Raw genomic sequence first — 22,674 nt, 5'->3', positions numbered from 1 at the left:
TGCATCTACTGTGAAGACGCAGAACGTATCGTTGTTGTTGTCACTGTGCTCTTGCTTCGCTCAGTTGCTTTTGCTGGAAGCTGTACCGTTTTTCTTTGCACTTGAGGCTCAACCACAGCAACAGGTGTTGTCACAACCACAGCTTCTTTTTGCGTCGTTGCTGGGACTTTCTGATATGGCGAAGTACTTAGTGCAGGTTGTTGACTGTAAATATCCGCAACATTCTCTGGCAATTTTGCGAAATTACCATTCTTATCCATCGATAATTGCAAGCTATACAATTGGTTATAGCGTTGCTGAGATAGACGCTGTACATCCTCAGCATCACCAACAATGGTTGGGTGAATAAACACAAGCAAGTTGCGTTTTTCATTACCACGACTATCTGAACGGAATAAACGTCCTAGATAAGGAATATCCCCCAGAACAGGTAAACTTTGACGACTGACATCCGTTTGATCAGTAACCAAACCACCTAATACGACTGTTTGACCATGATCAGCTAAGACCGAGGTTTTAATCGCACGTTTACTTGTGACTAAGTCTGCTGCCTGACCTTTGCTATTTTCAACATTCGAGACTTCCTGTTCCACTTCCAATCGAACAGAACCACCTTCGCCAATATGCGGAATGACCTTCAGAGTAACACCCACATCTTTACGCTCAACCGTGGTGTAAGGATTCACGGTACTATTTCCTGTCGTCGCAACTGAACCTGTCACGAATGGAACGTTTTGACCCACCACAATATAAGCTTCTTCATTGTCCATGGTCACAATAGAAGGCGTAGACAATAGATTTGATTTTTTATTTTCTTTTAATGCCTGAATCAATGCACCATAAAGTTTGCGCGAACCATTCGCACCCTCTTTATATTCACCCAAAATAATAGACGAACCCGTACCAAGTGCCGAACCCACACCAGCACCACCGCCAGTTAAATAACCTGCTGCAAGCTTAGATATACTCGAACCGACATTCGAGAAATTAATTAAACCAACCCCGCTATTTAGATCACCCAATGCCCATTGCACACCGAGTTGATCAGCATCACTGCCCACAATCTCAATAATCGCCGCTTCAATCAACACTTGCTGACGACGCGTATCTAATTGTTTAATTGCTGCTTCAATTTCACGCATTAATTGAGGTTCAGCTTTAACCACCAAAGCATTCTGAGTGCCGTCTGCAATAATGCTTACACCGCCACTGTTAAAGCTCGTCACACCACTATTTTGACTATTATTGCTGTTATTATTGAGATTAATTGACGATGTGGAAATTGAAGATGACCCTGTCGATGAACCTGAATTTTGGTTATTCGAAACCAAATTATTGACTGAATTTGATTTACTACCACTATTACTATTTGATGATGAGGAAACTGATTGCCCTGTCACCAAGCCTTGTAAAATTTCAGCTAAATTCTTTGCACTCGCATATTTCAAACGAAATACTTTTAAACCACCTAAACGGTCTGCTGACGGAACATCCAGCATCTCAATCATCTGACGCAGGCGTTTACGTGAATCAGGATCACCCTTAATCAAAATACGATTGGTACGATTATCTGCAATAATTCGAACTCGTGAACCAATAAAATCTTTGGATGCGCCTGTCGCACTCATGGTCTCAAGCAAGCCAATCACTTCCTCAGCTTGGCTCGATTGCAAACTAACCGCTTCAATATCATTTTGTCCCGTACCATCCAAATTACGAATGATATTTTCTAATTGATAAATATTGGTCGCACGATCTGAGACGATTAAAGCATTGGTTCCAGCAACTGCCGCCAAATGCGCAAATTGCGGCATCAATGGGCGTAATGCGGGAATTAAGTCATTTGGATTGGTATTTTGCAACCAAATCACACGAGTCACAATTTGATCCCCACCCGCACGACTACGTGCATCGTAAGGAATCCCTGCATTTTTCGCATTACTATCAGGTACAAGCTTTACGGTATTGCCAGAAGGAAGTGCAACCACACCATTCACATTAAGCACACCCAAAAATAGGTCATAAACCTCATCTTTATTTAATGGCTTATTGGAAATAACCGTAACGTTACCACGTACACGAGGATCAACCGCAAAATTCTTCCCCGTAATATCAGCAACTTCATTAATAAATGCCGTTAAATCCGCATCACGTAGATTAATCTTCCATGTTTGTGCTTGCACATTGGTACTGATGCTCGCAACTAAAGGTGCGGCAGCAAGTAGTGCCCAAAGTGGACGTTGATGATTCAAAAAAGCCATAACCTGCACTTATTCCTAACTAATGTGATGACGTGTTATCACTAAAAACTTTGTTGTATGGTCATCACTTGATCACCACGTTTTATTTCTATTTTGGCATGTCCTTCACGTCGTACTTGCTCTAATAATTGTACTTCGCTCAGTCCTTGCCCGACTGTCTGACCGTTGATCGATAGAATACGATCACCAGACCGCAAACCCAAGGTATTTTTTAGATTCGTTGGCGTTCGATCTGAGATCTCATAACCATCTGAACCACCACCACTCACCCCCATATTTTTTAAATACTGTTCACGGTTATCCTGCATTTGCTGGATCGCTTGCCCTAACGCAGATTGTGATGAATTCTGAGTCGGTGCCGCAGCTGGAGGGGGGGTATTATTGTTGCTGTTCAATACAGGTGCAATCGGTTGATACAAACCATTATCCAAGCCCTTAAATTTGACTTCTTTGGTCGCACCATTGCCTTGCTTCAAGATCACATGATCCCAATATACTTCAGCCAATTGGTAAGAAGTTGAACCGACTGTTTCACCAACACGATAGCGTTCTGCCGTATCATTCAGTTTAATCACAGCAGAAGATAAATAACTTGGATAACCTAACAGCACACCTTGTAACTCTAAGTTGATATTATCTTGTGCTGTTGTTGCAGCAGGCTCATTGAACAATGCAAAAGCACTAATATTAGGAACTTGTGCTTGCTGTGAACCCAACTCAACACGATCAAATTGCATCGGTTGTGGCGGTGCAATTACCCACCAAAATAATGAAGCCAGTTTCCAACATAACCATAAAATCAATAATGCGAGAATGAGCGCACTCGACTTATCTAATTGCTGCCAGCGGAACTGTTGTACTTTTTGCGCAATTGTTTTCATTAAAAACCACCTTGCAACAACGGTTGACGTGAACTAATTACATACGTATCCAGCCCCGCTTTCCCTTGATAAGATGGAACATTGAGTAACATTCGTTGCGTCAATTGAACATCAAGCATTAGATTTGCATCTAAACTGAGATTTGCCATTTTCTGGCTACGTTGATCACGAACATCTATTTGTAATTGCCCATTCTCATCTTTCATTTCTGCAATTAAAGAAGGCATATTCATACGATCTTGACGTTGACCAAAAGTATAATTCAACTCGCCTCCACCCCAATGCAATTGCCCTTCTGTGGCAGTAAATCCTTTTTCTTTTTGATAGTTGAATTGCACATCTTTGAGTTGAATAGCATTTTCAGGCCACTGCCAATTGGCAAAATATTTTAAGGTCTCAGGAGAAATTTCACCTTGTAGATCTTTGATCAGAATTTTTTGCCCTAAACCATAGCCCATTACACCACTGAATTGTGTATTACCACTATGAATCTCAAGGTTGGCACCTAGTCTCAACAAGAGCAAATCTAAAGGACGAGTTTTCCAATGCACGGAACCACGTAATTGACCCTTTTGCCAATCCGCTTGCCCTTGCCAAATGTTGCCGCTGACATTATGTAATATTTGATTATCTTTTGAAAATTTCGCAATTAACCATGTTGCTGGAATTTGTAAAATAATAAAAATTAAAAATGCAAAAATGGCGAAAACCCACCATTTCCATTGCTTGGTTTTTTTCTTCATCCCACCCTTACCAACATGCAAAATATCATCCTTTTCGAGACACTCGCCCCTCAATGACATTATGCATACTTTTTCAACATCGCCAATTCTCTCATATAAAAAAACCAAGCTTTTTAAGCTTGGCTTTTGATTAAGCATAAAATCATCGTATGACAAAACGATGACTGCTAAAACTTGCTTAGATTAAGAAATCTTCAAGTTTTGCGCCTTTCTCTAATTCAGCAACTAACCAACGTGGTTGCTTACCACGACCAGTCCAAGTTTCTTCAGTGTTGTTTTTATTACGATAGCGTGGCTCGACTGCTTTGCGTGTAGTTTTCTTACGCTTTTGTTCGCCCAACTCTAATAATTCTTCAACGCTAAAACCAACGGCTTCAGCAATCGCAATAATTTGATTATAAGCATCTTCAATTGCTTGATCTTTTTTACTTAAAATTAAAGCTTCCGCTTCTACCTGTAAACGTTTTAAATCTTCTACAGATAAATCACTAATATCTGGTTTCATGAGAACCACTCCAACTCAAAAAGAAATATATCACTCAAAATAAAAAATGAATTCAAAAATTCAATTCCATATTAATTTATATACAATTAAATAATCAATATTAAATTAGTCAACTTAATCACAATATAACCATAAATCATCTTATATTTACAATAAAACAAAAAACCTCAGCATTATTTGATCAATCAAGCTCTATTTAATTTCAATTCGATTATAAAAAACAGTTCTTACCAAATCTTATCAATATTAATTTTTTCTTAATTTTTGATGGTTTTATGACAATAAGTTTTATATAAAAAGCTTATCTTATTTTGAAGTTAACCCTTAAATAAGAAAGCCAATTATATAAAACCAAGCATTCAATGAATTAAAATAGACATAATAGTCTTTATAATAAATTATTATTTAAATATTAGATTATGCCCAACACTTTGTTCAAGTTGAATAATATTCAGTCGAACTAATTCTGGAATCGTCTGCTTTTTTGATGTCACTTTATCAACACAAACCATCACCGCTTCACCTACAGCAACCATCTGGTTTTGTGCCTCACTCCATAAAACATAATGCATACGAAAAGCGCTATTTCGCAACTCTTCAATCCGCGCACCAACATGCAACACATCAGGATAGAATACTGGACTTAAATATTTACATTGGCTAGAAGCGACCACAGTCAGTATATCTTGATCAAATATATTTAATGCCATTAAATAAGCAATTCGCGCGCTTTCAATATATCGGTAATACTGCACATTATTTACATGCCCAAAAGCATCCATATCTCCCCAAGCAACAGTTTGCTGATGAATAACAGGATAGACAGACAGTTCTTTCATATTTCACTCATATCTTAAAGTTAAGAAAATTAACATCATTTTCAAATATTAAATTCAACTGTCTGATTAAATCAGGATTATCTCCAAGCGTCGATTTAATCCGCAAATAACTCATCAAAATATTATCTGGATATAGAGTTAATAGCTGCCCAGCCTCATCTGAACGTAAAGTAGCCACATAAACATGCCACTTCGCAAAAGTCAGCATCGGAACACTGGTATAGCGCTGCTCAAGTTGCATAATTCGCTGTTCAACGTAGGCATAATCTGGAATTTGCTTTAACAATTGCTGCTGAAACCACAAATAAAATACTTCTGGATCAAAATGTTCTTGAAGTAAATGTAGTGCTAAATCTTCGTGTTGCAGACTCATTTCAGGCATACGAGCCAATAATTTCAGCCACAGTACCTTACTGCTATAAGGGCGTGTTTGTATTTCACTTTGCAATGCGATATAGCGTTGCTGTAGAGCAGCCAAATCATCGACCGAAGCTTGATCAAAATGTATTAATAACTGCTGTAACCAGAGATCCCGATGCTCTGCACTCAGCAAACCATGCTGAATGGATTGCAGAAATAACCACGGTTTCTGTAGCGCAAGCTTCCCCCACAGAACCGTAATACGCTGTTGATAGGCGGTTTCAATTTCGCTCAACCAAGGGGAAAGCTGGTGTTGTGCCAAGAACTCTAGATGTGTTAAGGCTTTTTCTGCCTCATGTTGTTCCAAAAAAATATCAATGCGTTGTAGCTCTGCGAGTTCAAATGCCATCGGAGCTGATTTTTCGAGTGTCTGTAAGGCAACGTCATAATCACCATTTTTATAGTCAAATTGCGCAGCAACAATATGACTTAATAAACCTGATTGAGTAAAAACTCGCTCAATAAATACTTGTTGTTCTTTTGCAGCATCAAGCAACCAAACAATACCGAGTTGCTCATAAGGATGTAGGTCTTGGAATTGAAAAACCGTTTCTTTTTTACGTTGCTCACGCGCAAAATAGCGTCGACTAGAGAACCACAACAGTTGTGCAAATAAACTAATCACAATAAAGAGTGCGATTAACCCCCACAAACTACTTTGAAACTGCCAGTCTCTCCAATAGATGTAAACATAACCATTGCCATAGCCATAGCTCAACATGGCAAACAATGCGAAAAATAATAAACTGAGTAACAAATAAACCAATACGAGTTGTTTCATAACTTCATTATCCCAACAGACCCAGTGTGGTTAATTTCGGTGTTGGTACAACAGGAAGATTTAAAATCTTTTCTAGACGCTGCTTGATCGCCTGACTATTTTGATCAGGTAACTGTGTCAATAACTGCATCACCTCTTGAATCGATTTTCGATATTCCGAAACCTGACCTTGATGCAATGCTTGTGAGGCAAGGAGCAATCGTAATTGCGCTTCTTTTAAAATAAGATGACGATTGATTAAATCTGGCTGCATCGGCTGAATTTTTTCCAGTCTAAACCAATGCCACCATGCATTACTTTCTGCTTTTTGAGTTTTAAGATTTGGGGTTTTAATTTCTTGTATAAGCTTCTGATCAAGCTGTTGCAATAAAGTATCGAGTTGTTGCTGTTGCTGTGTTTGAACAAGCACATAATGCTGAATCGCATGCTTATCTTGTTCAATCGCTTTCATCAAACTATGCTCTAGCGCAGGCGATACTGTATATTGAGCAAGTTGCTGCTGTACTTGATTCAAATGATCAAGTGCATAAATAAATTGCTGTTGATCCAATGAAAACTGAACCAGCTGTAATTGCTGTTTAATTAAAATAACAGGCGCTATACCTGTAACAATTGTTGGTGGGCTTGTTTTCGATTCTGAAGCATCAGCAATAGTGCCATCCTTTAATTGGCGCTGTACTGCGACAAATTGATCATTCAATAAGGTATAACGTTGCTCTGTTTTGGCAAGCTGTTGCTGAAGTTGAGGAACGATTTGAGAATATTGTGCAACATCATAACTGAGTTTGGCTAACCACAATAAACTCAGCAATAAGATCAAATAAACAATTTTTCTCATACCTTTCCTTGCCAAGCATCCACACATTGAATAATCTCTGATACAGATAAATTATCAAGCTGAATAATGTTAATTACTTTACTTGTTTGCATCTGTGCATTTTTTAATATTTGCGCCAACCGCCCACCCAAAACGAGATATACACATTCAGAATCCACCTCACTTTGAGCACGAAGTTGCTGCCAATGATTCCAGCTCGCCTCACTACTGATCAACACTGCGGCTGGATGGTTTAAGCTTATTTTTTTTAATATTTCAGGAAATATAATCGCACTCTGTTTTGGACACTGGCGAGAATAGAGCAGAAAATTCAAGATTTCGACCCCCTGATGCTGCAATTGCTGCATCATGAATTGTCGCCCCCCAAAACCACGCCAAAATGCGATTTTCTTTAAGTGTTGCTGCTGTTTTAAAATCGGAAGATCCAACATCCCTTCCGAACTTTCAACTTCAGGCACATGGCTTACAACACTCAACTTTGCTAAGGCTTGAGCGGTCGCCTGCCCCACAGCAATCCATTGAACATGTTTAAGCTGATCCAATGAAATACCCGCTTGTTGTAGATAACGCATACCCACTTCAACAGCAGTCGGACTGACAACAACGATGACTTGAACCTGCTCAAGTTGTTGATATAACTGCTGTAAAGATTCCAAAAAAGGTTCAGCGACCAATTCCAATAATGGCAAGGTCTCAACCTGATAACCCACTTCTTGTAACGCTTGCGTTAAGGTAGAAGCACGATCTTCGGGGCGGGTATTAATAAAAAGCATCAATGCAACGCTTTTAAAAGTTCACCAGCGCCTTGCGCCAATAAACGTTGCGCAAGTTGTTCACCCAATTGCTCAGCATTTGCTATCTCACCAACAAGCCGCTCTTTAAGCAACGTCTGACCATCTACGCTCCCCACTCGCCCTTCAATCTGTAGTTGATCATCATTCAGCAACGTTGCATATCCAGCAATAGGAACTTGGCAACCACCTTCCAAATAGGCATTAAATGCGCGTTCAGCACGAACACAAATTGATGTTTCTTCATGTTGAAGTGGGGTAATTAACTTTAATAGTTCAGCATCATCTGAACGACACTCCAACCCTAACGCCCCTTGCCCTACCGCAGGCAAACTCATGATTGGTGCTAAACAATGACGAATACGATCCGCTAGACCTAAACGTTTTAAACCTGCACTTGCTAAAATAATGGCATCATATAAACCATCATCTAATTTAGATAAGCGAGTTCCAACATTACCGCGTAAATCTACAATTTCTAAATCTGGACGTAATTGTAAAATCTGACATTTACGACGCAAACTTGATGTCCCTACTTTTGCACCAAGAGGTAGCTCATCAAAATGCATATAATGATTCGAAACAAATGCATCTAAAGGATCTTCACGCTCACAAATCACCGCAAGTGTTAAACCTTCAGGTAAGTGCATAGGTACATCTTTCATAGAATGCACCGCCAGATCAGCACGACCATCTAACAAAGCTGCTTCTAATTCTTTTACAAATAAGCCTTTGCCACCAATCTTTGCTAATGGCGTATCGAGAATTTTGTCACCTTGGGTCACAAACTTCACCAATTCAACCGTTAAATCTGGATAAAGCGCATTTAAGCGAGCGCGAATATGCTCCGCTTGCCAAAGGGCCAAAGGGCTTTGTCGAGTCGCAATTTTTAAGGTTTTCATAAATTCAAGTTAAGTATTGATCAAAGCAATTGTTCCAAACTTAACTTGATCACCTAAAATTGCAAGTAAAAAATCATAAAGTGAGCATTCATCTCACTAAAATACGGCATTTATAATTGATGCATACATTCTCTTAAACTTGGCAAATGACGGCGACTCACAGATAAACGTTCATCAAGTTCACGTAATCGTACTTGGTACTGTCCCGCCGCAATTAACTCAAGCCCTTCCAAATAATCAAGAGAAACTAATGCATTACGATGGATTCGAATAAAGCGATCCGAGAATTCAGACTCCAAATCTTTCAATGTTTCATCAATCAGAACACTGCCATTTTTGTGTCGAACAGTGACATATTTCTGATCTGCTAGAAAATAATAAATGTTCTCTATAGGAATCAGTTCGACCCCGCGATAAGTCTTCGCAGCAATCTGATGGCGTTGAGTCTTCGTATCGTACATATCGTCTTGTTGTTGTAAACCAGTCATTTGTGCTTGTGTAAGTTGCGTTAGACTATTGAACACCTGTTGTAAATCTTGTTGTGCAATAGGCTTAAGCAAATATCCCTGTGCTTGAAATTTAAATGCTTCCAGTGCATGTTGATCATATGCCGTACAAAAAATAATTGCAGGACGCGGATTAAAATGGCTAATCTGCTCAGCACATTCCAAACCATTCATCCCTGGCATTTGAATATCTAATAAAACGACATCGGGCGAATCGTTTTCAATATGGTTTAACACATCTTGCCCATGATGCGCCGTCGCAATCACTTCATGCCCCATTTGGGTCACTAAACGTGACAAACGCTCTACTGCGAGAGGTTCATCATCAGCAATCAGAACTTTCATCCTCTCCTCCTTGTCACCGTTAACTTCATCCATCATTTTTATGGTTAACTTAACTTATTATTTTACTCGATAGTGGTAACTCACCACTGTTGTATATAACGATGCTCCTCCATAAACCTGAAACTTCACGGTCTGACCATAATGAGCCTTTAGGCGTTGCTTCACATTTTCTATCGCAATACCATTCCCTTGCGCCGATTTTATTGTATCGTGAGAATAAGGGTTAGTAATGACTATACTGACCTGATTTTGCAATATTTCAACCAATACACTGATGGTTGAGGGTTGCAAAACTTTTTCTACCCCATGAAAAATACTATTCTCTAACAAAGGTTGCAATGTTAATAGTGGTATTGTGACCCGTTTTAATTCTATAGGTGTTGCTTGTATGTTCCATTCTACCTGTAAACGCTCACCTAAGCGCATCTTTTCTATACTTAAATATTGCTGACATAAATCAATTTCTTCAGCCAAATTAACCAACTTCAGCTCTTGAAAACTAGCACGAAATAAACGTGACAGACTAATCAACATATTTTCAGCTTTATCAGGATCAATCGCAATCAAACTCACCACACTATTTAAGCTATTAAATAGAAAATGAGGATGAATCCGTGCCTGCATGGCTTGGATACGTGCATTCAACTCACTGTATTGCTGATTCATCCATTGCTCACGCATATATAAATAACGCAAACAGAACGCACCCAACAATATGCCATAACTCAAATGCAAACTCACACCTTGAAATAGGATATCGTGAGAAAAATCATTTGACCGTGTCGCCCAATATTGAATTATATTAACGATACAAGTCGTAAGTAAAACAATAAGTTGAAGTAAAACAAAACCTAAAATTAATGCCATTTTCTGACTAAATTTGGCAAAAAACTCTTGAAAATAGTCAACAAAAGCGGAAAAAGATAAAATTACCCAATTGATAAAGAACATATATTGTAAAACATGAATGCCGTCTAATGCTTGCCATGAGTGAGCTTCCGCTAGTGCCAAGACCATTGCCAAGACATTGCTTGCAACAATTAATTCCAATAAATGTTGCCATTGCCCGATTTTCGTAAAAAAATAGGACCCTGATGAATTCATTTGACGAGTTTGCGATAACTTCTTGCGTCGAATTTCAGCAACTGCGTTTGGATTTGCTATACTCTTTTTTATTTTACTGAGCTGCCATGACCACATCTTCTCAATCCTCTTCTTCAGCAAGCCCTAACCAAACCTCTGGTATGTGGGGCGGTCGCTTCGCGGAAGCAACAGATGCATTTGTTGCAGAATTTACCGCATCTGTGCAATTTGACCAACGTTTTTATAAACAAGATATTGCAGGTTCGATTGCACATGCAACTATGCTTGCTAAAGTTGGCGTTCTGACTGAAGCTGAACGTGATGACATTATCCAAGGTCTAAGTACGATTAAAGCTGAAATTGAAGCAGGCAACTTTGAATGGCGTATTGACCTAGAAGATGTACACATGAATATTGAGTCAAGATTGACTCAACGGATTGGCATCACAGGTAAAAAATTACATACGGGTCGTAGCCGTAATGACCAAGTTGCGACCGACATCCGCCTATATCTACGTGACGAAATTGATGACATCTTAGGTTTATTATTACGCCTGCAAAAAGGCTTATTGGGTCTAGCAAGTAAAAATACCCACACCATTATGCCTGGCTTTACCCATTTACAAACAGCTCAACCTGTGACTTTTGGTCATCACTTGTTGGCATGGTTTGAAATGTTGGTACGTGACACTGAACGCTTACAAGATTGCCGCAAACGTGTAAACCGTATGCCATTAGGCTCAGCAGCATTGGCAGGAACAACCTATCCTATTGATCGTGCTTATACCGCAGAATTACTTGGTTTCGAAGCTGTTTCAGAAAACTCTCTTGATGCTGTTTCAGATCGTGATTTTGCCATTGAGTTTAATGCAGCAGCATCTTTGATCATGATGCATTTATCACGTATGTCAGAAGAGCTCATCTTATGGACGTCAGCACAATTCAAATTTGTGAACATCCCTGATCGCTTCTGTACTGGCTCTTCAATCATGCCACAGAAGAAAAATCCAGATGTTCCTGAACTTGTTCGTGGTAAATCAGGTCGTGTTTTTGGTGATTTAATCAGCTTATTGACCCTCATGAAAGGTCAACCACTGGCATATAACAAAGACAACCAAGAAGACAAAGAGCCGCTATTTGATGCGATTGATACAGTGCGTGGTTCACTCATGGCATTCGCTGACATGGTGCCTGCCCTTGTTCCAAATATTGAAATTATGCGTGAAGCAGCACTTCGTGGTTTTTCAACTGCAACTGACCTTGCAGATTATCTTGTGAAAAAAGGTGTGGCTTTCCGTGATGCACATGAAATTGTGGGTAAAGCGGTTGCACTAGGTGTCGCAGAAGAAAAAGATCTATCTGAACTAACACTCGAACAGCTACAACAATTCTCTGATTTGATCACAGCAGACGTATTTGACAAAGCCCTCACCTTAGAAGCTTCTGTTAACGCGCGTGATCACATCGGTGGAACATCACCAAAACAAGTTGAAGCAGCAATTGTACGTGCGCACACACGCCTAGAACAGCTATATTAATCTCCCTCAATCCCTCTTGATGAAAGAGGGACTTTTACTGGATGTCGTGATGACTAGACAAGTACTTTGCCGCAAATACAAACAAGAACTTGAGGGCTTAGACTTTGCTCCATTTCCAGGGGCAAAAGGTCAAGAGTTCTTTGAAACTGTTTCAAAACAAGCATGGCAAGAATGGTTAAAACACCAAACCACATTGATTAACGAAAAACGTTTGAACGTGTTTGAACCTGATGCAAAAAAATTTCTTGAAGAACAACGTGAGAAATTCTTCAACAATGACGAAAGTGTTGAAAAAGCAGAAGGTTGGACGGAACAAAAATAAATCGTTTCAGCTAACGCCACTGAATAAAAGAGAGCTAAATATAGCTCTCTTTTTACGTGACATTTACATAAGTAATAAAGCATTACAGAGTATACACAGTTGTCTACATGACAAAGCTCTATCACAAAGCTATATTGAATAACAGAAACACAAAGAGATCATTTGATATCTCAAGCGGTGCATGATATTTCTCTCCCAGACTTTCCCCCTAAGTCTGGGATTTTTTTATTCTTCAACAGTAAAATAAAAAAACAGATTGAAATTCACTAGGTATGATTGTCTTCTCAAAGACGCTGCCTACAGGGCAATGGAATAATTAATTCATCACAGTGGGCAATAGTATTTACATCATAAACAACCATGTTATTTGCATTATTCATATACTCATCAGATTCCAAACTTGGTAGGAAACGCCACACTATCCACTCATGTTGATCAGTTAAGCGTACTTTCATTATTGCTGATCGATCAATCTCCCCTAACCCCTCTTTGAAAAAAGGGGGAACACCATTGAATTCAATACCATATTGAATTTCGAAACACTCCCTCCTTTGAAAAAGGTGAGAAGCATTGCTTCGTAAGGGGGGATTAAAGTTGCTTAACTGACTGGCATTAACACGATCCACATCATTATCAGGGTATTCACAATACATAAATCTGACCAAATTACCGTCAACTGTGATTTTATCCGTAGTAAAACAAGCACCTTATCCTTCTGCCAAACATTTAATTGGCTCTGGTTTTAACTAAAAGTGCTTATTCATTTATTTTCCCCATTTAATCCATCAATAAAAAACCGCCCATATTCGAGCGGTTTAAAATTATTTTATTTTTACCATTATTTTTGGTTCACTTTTTGTTCAATTTCTTCAATACTGGTATGGCGAACATCCATGCCTTTTGCCATATAAATCACTTGCTCTGAAATATTACGGGCATGATCACCAATTCGCTCTAAAGAACGCAGCACCCACATTACATTAATCACACGTGAAATATGGCGTGGATCTTCAATCATATAGGTCATTAAGGTGCGTGTTGCCGACTGATATTCACGATCAATATCTACATCTGCCATCACCACTTTTAAAGCTTGATCAACATCTAAACGCGCGAAAGCATCCAGAGCATCGTGGATCATTACTCGTACTTGGTTCCCAATATGGCGTGTTTCCATATAACCACGTGGTGACTGACCTTCTTCGCATAAATTTTGGGCAATGCGAGCAATCTTTGATGCTTCATCACCTATACGCTCTAAATCGGTATTGGCTTTACTCATGGCGATTACCATACGTAAATCAATTGCAGCTGGATGACGACGCGCTAGAATTAAAGTTAAGCCTTCATCAATATCACGTTCATATTGATTAACAACGTTATCTTTAAATTGCACATCAATAGCCAAATTTTCATCTGTGTCTAATAAAGCATGAATTGCATTCGCAACCTGTTGCTCTACCAAACCACCCATGGTCATAAATTTAGTATGTACATCTTGCAAGTCTTCATTAAATTGTGAAGAAATATGGTGACTTAACACAGGATTGCTTGGACTCACAGTATGCCTCCACTAGACACATGGACAAATGATTGATGATTAGAACACAATAATGATGAAGCTTTTATGACAATAGCATGTATTTGCGCATTATCGAATAGTATTAATAGCGACAACAAAAAAGTTAAAAATCTGTTAGTCTAAACACCTAGCTTGACGGAGCGCAGTTAACCAACTGCTGAGATTATCTTAATCAAAAAAGATTTAAAGATAAGTACCGTTGAACCTGATCAGGTTAACACCTGCGTAGGAATCAAGCCCAGCAAAAACCTAGCTTCTATTTATCATAGAGATAAATCCGCCATCGTTTTTGATCGTGCTTGATTCGTTAATGTTTTATATTAGGATCATGTCATGAACCAATTAACGAATCTTCCCTCTACTGATATTTCTGCTCAACATGAGCAAGATGCCAAAGATTTAACACGTATTTTGCCCGCATCAAAAAAAGTCTATGTAGAAGGTTCTCGCCCAGATATCCAAGTTCCATTTCGTGAAATTAGTTTAACGGAAACGCCGACAGGCTTAGGCGGTGAATATAATCCCCCTGTCATGGTTTATGACACATCTGGCGTATATACTGATCCGAATGTACAAATCGATTTAAATAAAGGTTTACCTTCAGTTCGCCAAACTTGGATTGAAGCACGTAATGACACTGACGTACTATCAAGTTTAAGCTCAGATTTCGGTCAAGCTCGTTTAAAAGATATTCGCACAGCTGAAATTCGATTTGCGCACATTCAAAACCCACGTCGCGCCAAAGCGGGCAAGAATGTCACGCAAATGCATTATGCTAAACAAGGCATTATTACACCTGAAATGGAATATATTGCGATTCGTGAGAATCAACGCCAAGGTGAAGGTGTTGATATGCGTCAACATGCGGGACAAAACTTCGGTGCGCAAAATCTAAGAGAAATTACACCTGAATTTGTGCGTCAAGAAATTGCTGCTGGACGCGCTATTATCCCTGCCAATATTAACCACCCTGAAATCGAACCAATGATTATTGGTCGTAATTTTTTGGTTAAAATTAATGCCAATATTGGTAACTCTGCACTTGGTTCTTCAATTGATGAAGAAGTCGCTAAAATGACATGGGCAACCCGTTGGGGCGCTGACACTATCATGGACTTATCAACAGGTAAAAATATCCATGAAACCCGTGAATGGATTATCCGTAATTCCCCTGTTCCAATCGGTACTGTACCTATTTATCAAGCTTTAGAAAAGGTGGATGGCGTTGCCGAAAATTTAACTTGGGAAATCTTCAAGGACACACTGATTGAACAAGCTGAGCAAGGTGTTGACTATTTCACCATTCATGCAGGTGTATTACTACGCTATGTCCCAATGACCGCAAACCGCTTAACAGGAATCGTCTCTCGTGGCGGTTCAATCATGGCGCAGTGGTGTTTAGCTCATCATGAAGAAAATTTCTTGTATACACACTTTGATGAAATCTGTGAAATCATGAAAGCCTATGACGTATCATTTAGTTTAGGCGATGGTTTACGTCCAGGTTGTATTCAAGATGCCAATGATGAAGCGCAATTTAGTGAACTCAAAACTTTAGGCGAGCTCACTCACCGTGCGTGGGAACATGATGTCCAAGTGATGATTGAAGGTCCAGGGCATGTGCCAATGCATATGATCAAAGAAAATATGGATCTACAGCTTGAAGTCTGTAAAGAAGCGCCTTTCTATACCCTTGGGCCATTAACTACCGACATCGCACCAGGTTATGACCATATTACTTCTGCGATTGGCGCTGCAATGATCGGCTGGTACGGCACAGCAATGCTTTGCTATGTCACACCAAAAGAACACTTAGGTCTACCAAACAAAAAAGATGTAAAAGACGGCATCATCACTTATAAAATTGCAGCCCATGCAGCCGACTTAGCCAAAGGTCATCCAGGGGCACAAGTTCGAGATAATGCCTTATCGAAAGCACGCTTTGAATTCCGTTGGGATGATCAGTTCAATTTAAGTCTAGACCCTGACACAGCACGCAGTATGCATGATGAAACGCTTCCAAAAGATGCGCACAAATCAGCACACTTTTGCTCAATGTGTGGACCAAAATTCTGTTCGATGAAAATCACCCAGAATGTGCGAGATTATGCCCAAAACCAACACAATGCCAAGCAATCAAATGATGCTGAAACAGATGTTGAAGCAGGTCTCAATGCGATGAAAACCGCTTATCAGGAACATGGTCAAAAATTGTACCACAAACTGTAAATCGACTAAAAAAAGATTTGACCATCCATCATTCTCGGTTAGGATGAGATATGTACAATCTCATCCTGATTGAAGATGAATATTCTTGACCGCGCCAGCTATTCAGCATCAGACGTTACGATAGAATCTCGAGAATTTTTATTTCGGGGATTCATTCAAGTTGAGAAAGTGAGTCTTTCACATCGACTATTTAATCGATCTGATTATTCACCACGCATTCAGCGAGAATTGATACATCGCCCAGAGGCTGCTGGCGTTTTACTCTATAATGATCAACAACAACGTTTTGCACTGATTGAACAGTTTCGTGTAGGTGCATTGAATGATCCAGAGTCAGCATGGCAACTTGAAGTGATTGCAGGTGTGCTTGATGGAGATGAGTCTCCTGAAACCTGTATTCGCCGAGAAAGTTTAGAAGAATCTGGCTGTCAGGTTGAGACATTACAGCATTTGTTCAGCTTCTATCCTTCAGCAGGTGCATGCGCTGAATTCTTTCATTTATATGCAGCTGAGGTCGAATTACCCATGCAAGGCGGCATCTTTGGCGTACCCGATGAAGGTGAAAATATTCAACTGCACTTATTTGATTATTCTGAACTTGCGATGTTATTCCAAAATGGGCGTTTGAGAAATGCCCCTGTAATTATGGCATTACAATGGCTTACTCAACACATACAACAACGATAATAAATCTGGAGGGGTAAGACGGTGGCTTTTCAAGTCTCAACATTATCACAAAAAGATTTTGTGATCATACAAATTACAGATACGCATTTATTAGAGTATCCACATTTAGAATTTGTCGGGATGCAACCTGAGCAAAGCTTTCGTGCAGTAATTGACTTGATGCGCCAACAACATCCACAGATTGATATGATCGTACACACGGGTGACTTGGCACAAAGCCCAACGCCTGTGACATACCATCGCTATCTTGAGCATATGCAAAGCCTAGGTATTCCATTTTTTCAAACACCAGGCAATCACGATGACATCGCATACTTTCCATTTCATGAATCAGATCCAAATCAACCTACCGTGGTTGAAATAGGTGACTGGTGTATTATTTTACTCAATAGTGCACAACCTAAACGAATTGATGGAAAGATTGCCGCTGTTGGTCTTGAGCAATTAACTGATTTATTAAAACAATATCATGATCGCCATATCATCATTGCTTGTCATCACCATCCATTTGCGATGCAATCGACATGGATTGATCAGCACAAACTAAAAAACTCGTCTGATTTATTAGAAACGATTCAACCCTTTTCAAACATCAAAGCAATTCTCTGTGGTCATGTTCATCAGGATTCTGTGAATACTTGGCAAAACATTATGTTCTTATCAACACCATCAACATGTATTCAGTTTAAGCCTCAGAGTGAAAAATTTGCGCTTGACGAAGAACACCCTGGTTATCGCTATATTTGCTTAAAAGCAAACGGCGAGTTTGAAACAAAAGTCTATCGACTCCCAACCTCACAAAGAACAAGTAGCTCTGAAGTTTTGGGATATGATTAAACTTTTGATTACAAATCACATTGTTGATTTCTCACAAAATCTGGACAGGAATGACTACCATCTTGCTCAAAAACTCTATATGATGTCGACCCTTGATGGAAAAAACCATCTTAGGTTTCTATAAAAACACTTGCATATCACCATATTTTTTGCGTATAGATAGTACGTGTAAGATGAGGAATGCCCTATATGGCGAATGACAACCAAAATCAAGTCTTGGACGAACACACAGAAGTGATCGACGATCAAAAGTCAGCTGTGAAACGCGTACGTAAAACTAAACCAAAGGCTTCAGAAAGTGGTACAACTGCTAGCTTGTTTGGAATTGCGCCTTATCAGCCAAAGAAAAATGAAGAATATATGTCTGAAGGACAACTTGAGCATTTCCGCCAAATTTTGAATGCATGGAAAGCTGAGTTAATGTCTGAGGTTGATCGTACATTGAATACAATGCAAGATGAATCAAGCGCACTTCCTGATGTCAACGACCGAGCAACGCAAGAGGAAGAGTTTGCGATTGAATTACGCACACGTGACCGTGAACGCAAACTCATTCGCAAAATCGAACAATCACTTGAAACAATTCAAAACGAAGATTACGGTTTCTGTGAAACATGTGGTATCGAAATTGGCTTGCGCCGTTTAGAAGCACGTCCAACAGCGACTTTATGTATCGATTGCAAAACTTTGGCTGAAATCAAAGAAAAGCAAAATAACGGTTAAGAATCCCTCCCAACCTCCCTTTGAAAAGGGAGGAGTACTACGAATTGAAAGACTTACGATATTCGGGTATTCCCCTCCTTGATAAGGAGGGGCTGGAGAAAGATTAAAATACACAACCATAAAATCTTTATGCCCTACATCGGACGATTTGCCCCCTCTCCAACTGGCCCATTGCATTTTGGCTCCCTACTCACCGCAGTCGCAAGTTACTGTGATGCCAAAGCCAACCACGGCAAATGGCTAGTTCGAATTGAAGATACCGATATTCCTCGTATCTATCCCAATAGTGAAAACCATATCCGATCTTGTATTGATGCCTTTCAGTTTGAACCCGATGCAGAAATTATTTGCCAAAAAGATCGTTTAGATATTTATGCACAAGTCCTTGAGCAGTTAAAACACTTAGATGTGATCTATGCCTGTCAATGTACCCGTAAAATGCTCGGTTCAAATCATATCTATGTTGGTACTTGCCGCGATTTACATCTGGACTTCAATGATCAAGCCATTCGCCTGAAAGTCGCTGATCAATTGATTTGTTTTGAGGATCGTTTACAAGGTCAGCAATGTTCCAACTTAAAACATGATCTAGGTGATTTTGTGCTCAAGCGCCGTGATGGCATTATGAGCTATCAATTGGCTGTGGTCGTAGATGACGATCTACAAGGCATTACTCATGTGGTACGTGGTGCAGATCTATTAGATAACACCGCTCGACAAATCTGGTTGGGTTCTTTACTCAATTATCCTAGTCTCAGCTATATGCATTTACCGCTTGCAATGAATGATCAAGGGCAAAAACTGTCTAAACAAAATCTGGCACAAGCACTAGATATCAGCAAAGCATCAAACCTATTACAGCAAGCCATTTTAGCTTTAGGGCAACCTTTGGTTGAACTAGACCAGCCACGTATCATGCTGCAACAAGCTGTTCAACAATGGGATATCAATTTAATTCCTAGAGGCATCCATCTCACGGGTACTTTCTTATAAGCCATAAAAAAGCCCTACTTAAAGTAGAGCTTTTTATTTTCGATACGATTAGAAATTTGATTCTTCTTTAACTGGATTTAGTTCTTGCGTTGATGCATCAATTTTCAAGATTAGACTAATCATTGCAGCACACATCATTAAAGATGTACCTCCATAACTAATAAATGGCAAAGTCAAACCTTTGGTTGGCATCAAGCCCATATTCATCCCCGCATTTACCAAAATCTGCATGAGAAAAATAATACTGATACCGTATGCCAAATAACCTGCACGCAAGTAATTATGTTGCAAAGCACGATGTCCTATTCGAATACAGCATGCCAGCATAGTAAAAGATAAAACCATCACTAAGGTCACACCAACAAAACCAAACTCCTCACCAAGGACAGCCAACATAAAGTCCGTATGTGCTTCAGGAAGATAGGAAAGTTTTTGTACACTATGACCTAAGCCTGTTCCAGTCCACTCCCCCCGTCCAAATGCCATCAAAGCATTTGATAACTGATAACCGACTCCTAATGGATCTGCCCAAGGGTTTGTAAAAGAAATTAATCGCTGGAAACGGAAAGGCTCAAATAAAATAAGCGCTGTAATCCCTGCAAGGATTGCTCCTAACATAATTAGGAATTGTGTTGCGGGTGCGCCTGCTAAGAAAAACACACCAACCATCATGAGTACAATTACAACTGTTGCCCCTAAGTCTGGTTCTGCAACAATAAACCCAACCGTTAATGCCATTACTCCACTCAAACGCAATAAACCTTTCCAATGCGTTCGAACTTCTTTAGCACGGCGAACCACATAATCTGCGGTAAAAATTGCCATCACAATTTTAGCAATCTCTGTTGGCTGCAATGTAAAACCACCAACCTTAATCCAACGGTGAGCACCATTCACTTCTGAGCCAACAACCAGTACAGCCAACAACAAGACCATCGTTACTAGCCATAAAGGAAAAGCATTCTTGAACCATAAATTCAAAGAAATTCGGTAGGTTAAGATTGCGACCACTGACGCAACCAAAATTGAGATCCCATGACGAACCACGAAATAAAATGGGTTCTCATGAATATATTCGGCATATGGCATCGATGCGGATGCCACCATGACCGAACCGAAACACAGCAAAGAAATGACGCAAAAAATGAGAATATTACGTGCTGTCATTTCCGCGGGAAGCTTGGGCAACCGACTCAATAATTGCGAAATCTTTTGTACCGTATTTTGGGCTAAATCAGCCATAAATCTGTTCCTAATTTTTATTTTCATTCAGGGCATGTACACATGCCACAAATTGCTGTCCGCGATCATTATAGCTTTTAAACATATCAAAGCTCGCACAGGCAGGTGATAATAAAACCACATCTTCAGCTTGTGTGCCATTCTGAGCGAGTGCAACGGCTTCTTTTAAACTTGCTGCATGTTGAATCAAGGTTGTACCTTGAATTGCTTGTTCAATTACAGCAGCATCTTCGCCAATTAAAATCACTGATTTAACATATTTTTGAATTGCACCACGTAAAGCTTTGAAGTCTTGCCCTTTGCCTTGCCCACCCAAAATCAATGCCAGTTTGCCTTTTTTCACCTCAATTGCAGCACCTAGACCATCAATTGCAGCAAGAGTCGCACCGACATTGGTTCCTTTAGAATCATTGTAATAACGTACCCCAGCAACTGTTTTGACGTATTCGCAACGATGTTCCAAACCTTTAAAGTGTTTAAGTGTTTCTAACATAGATGCCGTTGCTAAACCAATCGCCTCACCTAGTGCCAAACATGCAAGCGCATTGGCAACGTTATGCATGCCTTGAATGTACATTTCAGAGGTTTGAATCAAACGCTCTCTGCCACGCGCTAACCACATCGTGCCATCTGCATCACGAAGCACACCATATTGATTTAAATCAGGCGCATTCAGACCAAAACTTTGCATTGGTGTAACATCAGGTACAAGCGGACGACTCAAATTATCATCACGATTATAAACAACCTTTTTTACACCTTGGAAAATTCGATGTTTGGCTTTGTGATAGCCAAACATATCACCGTGACGATCTAAATGATCTTCACTCATATTCAACAAAACAGCCACCTCTGCATTTAAATGTGAGGTTGTTTCTAACTGAAAGCTCGATAACTCTAAAACAATCAACTCTGGCTGATCTTTGAGTAAATCCAATGCTGGACGTCCAAGATTGCCTCCAACCGCCACTTTTTTACCTGCATCCTGCGCCATCAACCCAATTAGAGTGGTTACGGTGCTTTTTGCATTTGAGCCTGTAATCGCGACAATGGGTACTTCTGTAGCACGGCGTAGCAGTTGAATATCACCAACAACTGGAATACCTTTTTCTATCACCTGTTGAATTTCAGCAAGCTGAGGTGCAAGTCCTGGGCTAAGAATAATTTCTTCTGCTTGTAATAAAAGTTCTGTATCTAATTTCCCAAAACTGGTACGCACACCTGTAGGGATTTGATCATGCCCCGGCGGCGTTTCACGAGAATCGGTCACTGCAACTTGGTAGCCTTGTTCATGTAGGAAGTTGACTGCTGAAACACCCGAAATTCCCAAACCAGCCACAACTTTTAATCCACCACGTTGTATTAACATTTTTGCCCCATTTTTTGCAGATTACAGAATGGCAAAAATGTTAGCACTTTACTGTTTTAAATGCTTTTTCAGTTTTCGTTTTATTCAGGCTTTTTTGTGTCAGTGCGTAAAAGTGAATCTATATCGTGTATAGGGAATTGTTCACATTCAACAGATGTTTGCAATATGAACCGTATAGCGCAAAATTTTTAGATAAAAATACGTTTCACGAGATTTAGTCATTCTGAATGAAGAAAGATAACGCAGTGACAACAACA

General features: G+C 39.7%; 22 protein-coding genes and 1 riboswitch. Of the genes, 7 read left to right on the top strand and 15 right to left on the bottom strand.

Features of this window, described 5'->3' with window-relative positions:
• Window positions 1–5 precede the first annotated feature (5 nt).
• The 11 genes from gspD to MMP60_RS08225 form a co-directional block, all read right to left on the bottom strand.
• Entirely contained in the window at window positions 6–2,261 is a 2,256-nt protein-coding gene (gene gspD / locus MMP60_RS08275) for a type II secretion system secretin GspD (protein ID WP_241335820.1), read from the bottom strand.
• A 41-nt stretch (window positions 2,262–2,302) separates the two neighbouring features.
• Window positions 2,303–3,142 carry a type II secretion system protein N gene (locus tag MMP60_RS08270; protein WP_241335819.1) on the bottom strand — a complete coding sequence of 280 codons (840 nt, stop codon included), beginning with the start codon at window positions 3,140–3,142 and terminating at the stop codon, window positions 2,303–2,305.
• Window positions 3,142–3,885, bottom strand: a complete 744-nt coding sequence (gene gspN / locus MMP60_RS08265) for a type II secretion system protein N (protein ID WP_241335978.1) — start codon at window positions 3,883–3,885, stop codon at window positions 3,142–3,144. The genes MMP60_RS08270 and gspN overlap by 1 nt, the downstream gene beginning before the upstream one ends.
• A gap of 178 nt (window positions 3,886–4,063) precedes the next feature.
• A complete protein-coding gene (locus MMP60_RS08260) occupies window positions 4,064–4,390 on the bottom strand; it encodes an H-NS histone family protein (protein WP_018679168.1) in 327 nt (108 codons plus the stop codon).
• A 401-nt stretch (window positions 4,391–4,791) separates the two neighbouring features.
• Window positions 4,792–5,229, bottom strand: a complete 438-nt coding sequence (locus MMP60_RS08255) for a thioesterase family protein (RefSeq protein WP_241335818.1) — start codon at window positions 5,227–5,229, stop codon at window positions 4,792–4,794.
• Between the two features lie 7 nt (window positions 5,230–5,236).
• Complete coding sequence (locus tag MMP60_RS08250) at window positions 5,237–6,430, bottom strand: heme biosynthesis protein HemY (RefSeq protein WP_241335817.1); 1,194 nt, start codon at window positions 6,428–6,430, stop codon at window positions 5,237–5,239.
• 7 nt (window positions 6,431–6,437) lie between these two features.
• Window positions 6,438–7,268 (bottom strand): hypothetical protein, encoded by an 831-nt coding sequence (locus MMP60_RS08245; protein WP_241335816.1) that lies wholly within the window; start codon window positions 7,266–7,268, stop codon window positions 6,438–6,440.
• A complete protein-coding gene (locus MMP60_RS08240; protein ID WP_241335815.1) occupies window positions 7,265–8,041 on the bottom strand; it encodes a uroporphyrinogen-III synthase in 777 nt (258 codons plus the stop codon). The genes MMP60_RS08245 and MMP60_RS08240 overlap by 4 nt, the downstream gene beginning before the upstream one ends.
• Window positions 8,041–8,961 carry a hydroxymethylbilane synthase gene (hemC, locus tag MMP60_RS08235; RefSeq protein WP_241335814.1) on the bottom strand — a complete coding sequence of 307 codons (921 nt, stop codon included), beginning with the start codon at window positions 8,959–8,961 and terminating at the stop codon, window positions 8,041–8,043. Before hemC ends, MMP60_RS08240 begins: the two co-directional genes overlap by 1 nt.
• A 110-nt stretch (window positions 8,962–9,071) precedes the next feature.
• A complete protein-coding gene (locus tag MMP60_RS08230) occupies window positions 9,072–9,812 on the bottom strand; it encodes a LytTR family DNA-binding domain-containing protein (protein WP_241335813.1) in 741 nt (246 codons plus the stop codon).
• A gap of 57 nt (window positions 9,813–9,869) precedes the next feature.
• Window positions 9,870–11,012, bottom strand: a complete 1,143-nt coding sequence (locus MMP60_RS08225; RefSeq protein WP_241335812.1) for a histidine kinase — start codon at window positions 11,010–11,012, stop codon at window positions 9,870–9,872.
• Here MMP60_RS08225 and argH point away from each other — a divergent pair.
• Both argH and MMP60_RS08215 read left to right on the top strand, forming a co-directional pair.
• Entirely contained in the window at window positions 11,003–12,433 is a 1,431-nt protein-coding gene (argH, locus tag MMP60_RS08220; protein ID WP_241335811.1) for an argininosuccinate lyase, read from the top strand. The genes MMP60_RS08225 and argH overlap by 10 nt on opposite strands.
• 49 nt (window positions 12,434–12,482) lie before the next feature.
• On the top strand, window positions 12,483–12,755 hold the full coding sequence (locus MMP60_RS08215) for an oxidative damage protection protein (RefSeq protein WP_005154766.1): 273 nt from the start codon (window positions 12,483–12,485) through the stop codon (window positions 12,753–12,755).
• A 284-nt stretch (window positions 12,756–13,039) separates the two neighbouring features.
• Here MMP60_RS08215 and MMP60_RS08210 read toward each other — a convergent pair whose 3' ends face one another.
• Together MMP60_RS08210 and phoU are read right to left on the bottom strand one after the other, a co-directional pair.
• Window positions 13,040–13,408 carry a DUF2185 domain-containing protein gene (locus MMP60_RS08210; protein ID WP_241335810.1) on the bottom strand — a complete coding sequence of 123 codons (369 nt, stop codon included), beginning with the start codon at window positions 13,406–13,408 and terminating at the stop codon, window positions 13,040–13,042.
• Between the two features lie 185 nt (window positions 13,409–13,593).
• Window positions 13,594–14,316 (bottom strand): phosphate signaling complex protein PhoU, encoded by a 723-nt coding sequence (gene phoU, locus MMP60_RS08205; protein ID WP_241335809.1) that lies wholly within the window; start codon window positions 14,314–14,316, stop codon window positions 13,594–13,596.
• A gap of 147 nt (window positions 14,317–14,463) precedes the next feature.
• Window positions 14,464–14,586: riboswitch (TPP riboswitch) on the top strand.
• 84 nt (window positions 14,587–14,670) lie between these two features.
• Between phoU and thiC the strand changes: the two genes are divergently transcribed.
• From thiC to gluQRS, 5 genes are all read left to right on the top strand, one after another.
• Entirely contained in the window at window positions 14,671–16,566 is a 1,896-nt protein-coding gene (gene thiC / locus MMP60_RS08200; RefSeq protein WP_241335808.1) for a phosphomethylpyrimidine synthase ThiC, read from the top strand.
• 75 nt (window positions 16,567–16,641) lie between these two features.
• The gene (locus MMP60_RS08195) at window positions 16,642–17,253 is read left to right on the top strand and encodes an NUDIX domain-containing protein (protein WP_241335807.1); all 612 of its coding nucleotides are present in this window, start codon (window positions 16,642–16,644) and stop codon (window positions 17,251–17,253) included.
• A gap of 21 nt (window positions 17,254–17,274) precedes the next feature.
• Window positions 17,275–18,090 carry a 3',5'-cyclic-AMP phosphodiesterase gene (gene cpdA / locus MMP60_RS08190; protein WP_241335806.1) on the top strand — a complete coding sequence of 272 codons (816 nt, stop codon included), beginning with the start codon at window positions 17,275–17,277 and terminating at the stop codon, window positions 18,088–18,090.
• A gap of 189 nt (window positions 18,091–18,279) precedes the next feature.
• Window positions 18,280–18,813, top strand: a complete 534-nt coding sequence (dksA, locus tag MMP60_RS08185) for an RNA polymerase-binding protein DksA (RefSeq protein ID WP_241335805.1) — start codon at window positions 18,280–18,282, stop codon at window positions 18,811–18,813.
• A 129-nt stretch (window positions 18,814–18,942) separates the two neighbouring features.
• Window positions 18,943–19,806, top strand: coding sequence for a tRNA glutamyl-Q(34) synthetase GluQRS (gluQRS, locus tag MMP60_RS08180; protein WP_241335804.1), 864 nt, complete (start codon window positions 18,943–18,945; stop codon window positions 19,804–19,806).
• A 48-nt stretch (window positions 19,807–19,854) separates the two neighbouring features.
• Here the strand turns inward: gluQRS and ftsW are convergent, their stop codons facing one another.
• Both ftsW and murD read right to left on the bottom strand, forming a co-directional pair.
• Window positions 19,855–21,048, bottom strand: a complete 1,194-nt coding sequence (gene ftsW, locus MMP60_RS08175) for a putative lipid II flippase FtsW (RefSeq protein ID WP_241335803.1) — start codon at window positions 21,046–21,048, stop codon at window positions 19,855–19,857.
• A 10-nt stretch (window positions 21,049–21,058) separates the two neighbouring features.
• On the bottom strand, window positions 21,059–22,417 hold the full coding sequence (gene murD / locus MMP60_RS08170; RefSeq protein WP_241335802.1) for a UDP-N-acetylmuramoyl-L-alanine--D-glutamate ligase: 1,359 nt from the start codon (window positions 22,415–22,417) through the stop codon (window positions 21,059–21,061).
• Window positions 22,418–22,674: the final 257 nt, after the last annotated feature.

The organism is Acinetobacter sp. ANC 4805 (assembly GCF_022549495.1).
Taxonomy (GTDB): Bacteria; Pseudomonadota; Gammaproteobacteria; order Pseudomonadales; family Moraxellaceae; genus Acinetobacter.
Note: the sequence above shows the minus strand (reverse complement) of the source record. Positions and strands in the feature narration are given on the sequence as shown.

Coding starts and splice junctions, on each gene's coding strand:
- gspD (WP_241335820.1), bottom strand. CDS start 2,261: ATGGCTTTTTTGAATCATCAACGTCCACTTTGGGCACTACTTGCTGCC.
- MMP60_RS08270 (WP_241335819.1), bottom strand. CDS start 3,142: ATGAAAACAATTGCGCAAAAAGTACAACAGTTCCGCTGGCAGCAATTA.
- gspN (WP_241335978.1), bottom strand. CDS start 3,885: ATGAAGAAAAAAACCAAGCAATGGAAATGGTGGGTTTTCGCCATTTTT.
- MMP60_RS08260 (WP_018679168.1), bottom strand. CDS start 4,390: ATGAAACCAGATATTAGTGATTTATCTGTAGAAGATTTAAAACGTTTA.
- MMP60_RS08255 (WP_241335818.1), bottom strand. CDS start 5,229: ATGAAAGAACTGTCTGTCTATCCTGTTATTCATCAGCAAACTGTTGCT.
- MMP60_RS08250 (WP_241335817.1), bottom strand. CDS start 6,430: ATGAAACAACTCGTATTGGTTTATTTGTTACTCAGTTTATTATTTTTC.
- MMP60_RS08245 (WP_241335816.1), bottom strand. CDS start 7,268: ATGAGAAAAATTGTTTATTTGATCTTATTGCTGAGTTTATTGTGGTTA.
- MMP60_RS08240 (WP_241335815.1), bottom strand. CDS start 8,041: ATGCTTTTTATTAATACCCGCCCCGAAGATCGTGCTTCTACCTTAACG.
- hemC (WP_241335814.1), bottom strand. CDS start 8,961: ATGAAAACCTTAAAAATTGCGACTCGACAAAGCCCTTTGGCCCTTTGG.
- MMP60_RS08230 (WP_241335813.1), bottom strand. CDS start 9,812: ATGAAAGTTCTGATTGCTGATGATGAACCTCTCGCAGTAGAGCGTTTG.
- argH (WP_241335811.1), top strand. CDS start 11,003: ATGACCACATCTTCTCAATCCTCTTCTTCAGCAAGCCCTAACCAAACC.
- MMP60_RS08225 (WP_241335812.1), bottom strand. CDS start 11,012: ATGTGGTCATGGCAGCTCAGTAAAATAAAAAAGAGTATAGCAAATCCA.
- MMP60_RS08215 (WP_005154766.1), top strand. CDS start 12,483: ATGACTAGACAAGTACTTTGCCGCAAATACAAACAAGAACTTGAGGGC.
- MMP60_RS08210 (WP_241335810.1), bottom strand. CDS start 13,408: ATGTATTGTGAATACCCTGATAATGATGTGGATCGTGTTAATGCCAGT.
- thiC (WP_241335808.1), top strand. CDS start 14,671: ATGAACCAATTAACGAATCTTCCCTCTACTGATATTTCTGCTCAACAT.
- MMP60_RS08195 (WP_241335807.1), top strand. CDS start 16,642: ATGAATATTCTTGACCGCGCCAGCTATTCAGCATCAGACGTTACGATA.
- dksA (WP_241335805.1), top strand. CDS start 18,280: ATGGCGAATGACAACCAAAATCAAGTCTTGGACGAACACACAGAAGTG.
- gluQRS (WP_241335804.1), top strand. CDS start 18,943: ATGCCCTACATCGGACGATTTGCCCCCTCTCCAACTGGCCCATTGCAT.
- ftsW (WP_241335803.1), bottom strand. CDS start 21,048: ATGGCTGATTTAGCCCAAAATACGGTACAAAAGATTTCGCAATTATTG.
- murD (WP_241335802.1), bottom strand. CDS start 22,417: ATGTTAATACAACGTGGTGGATTAAAAGTTGTGGCTGGTTTGGGAATT.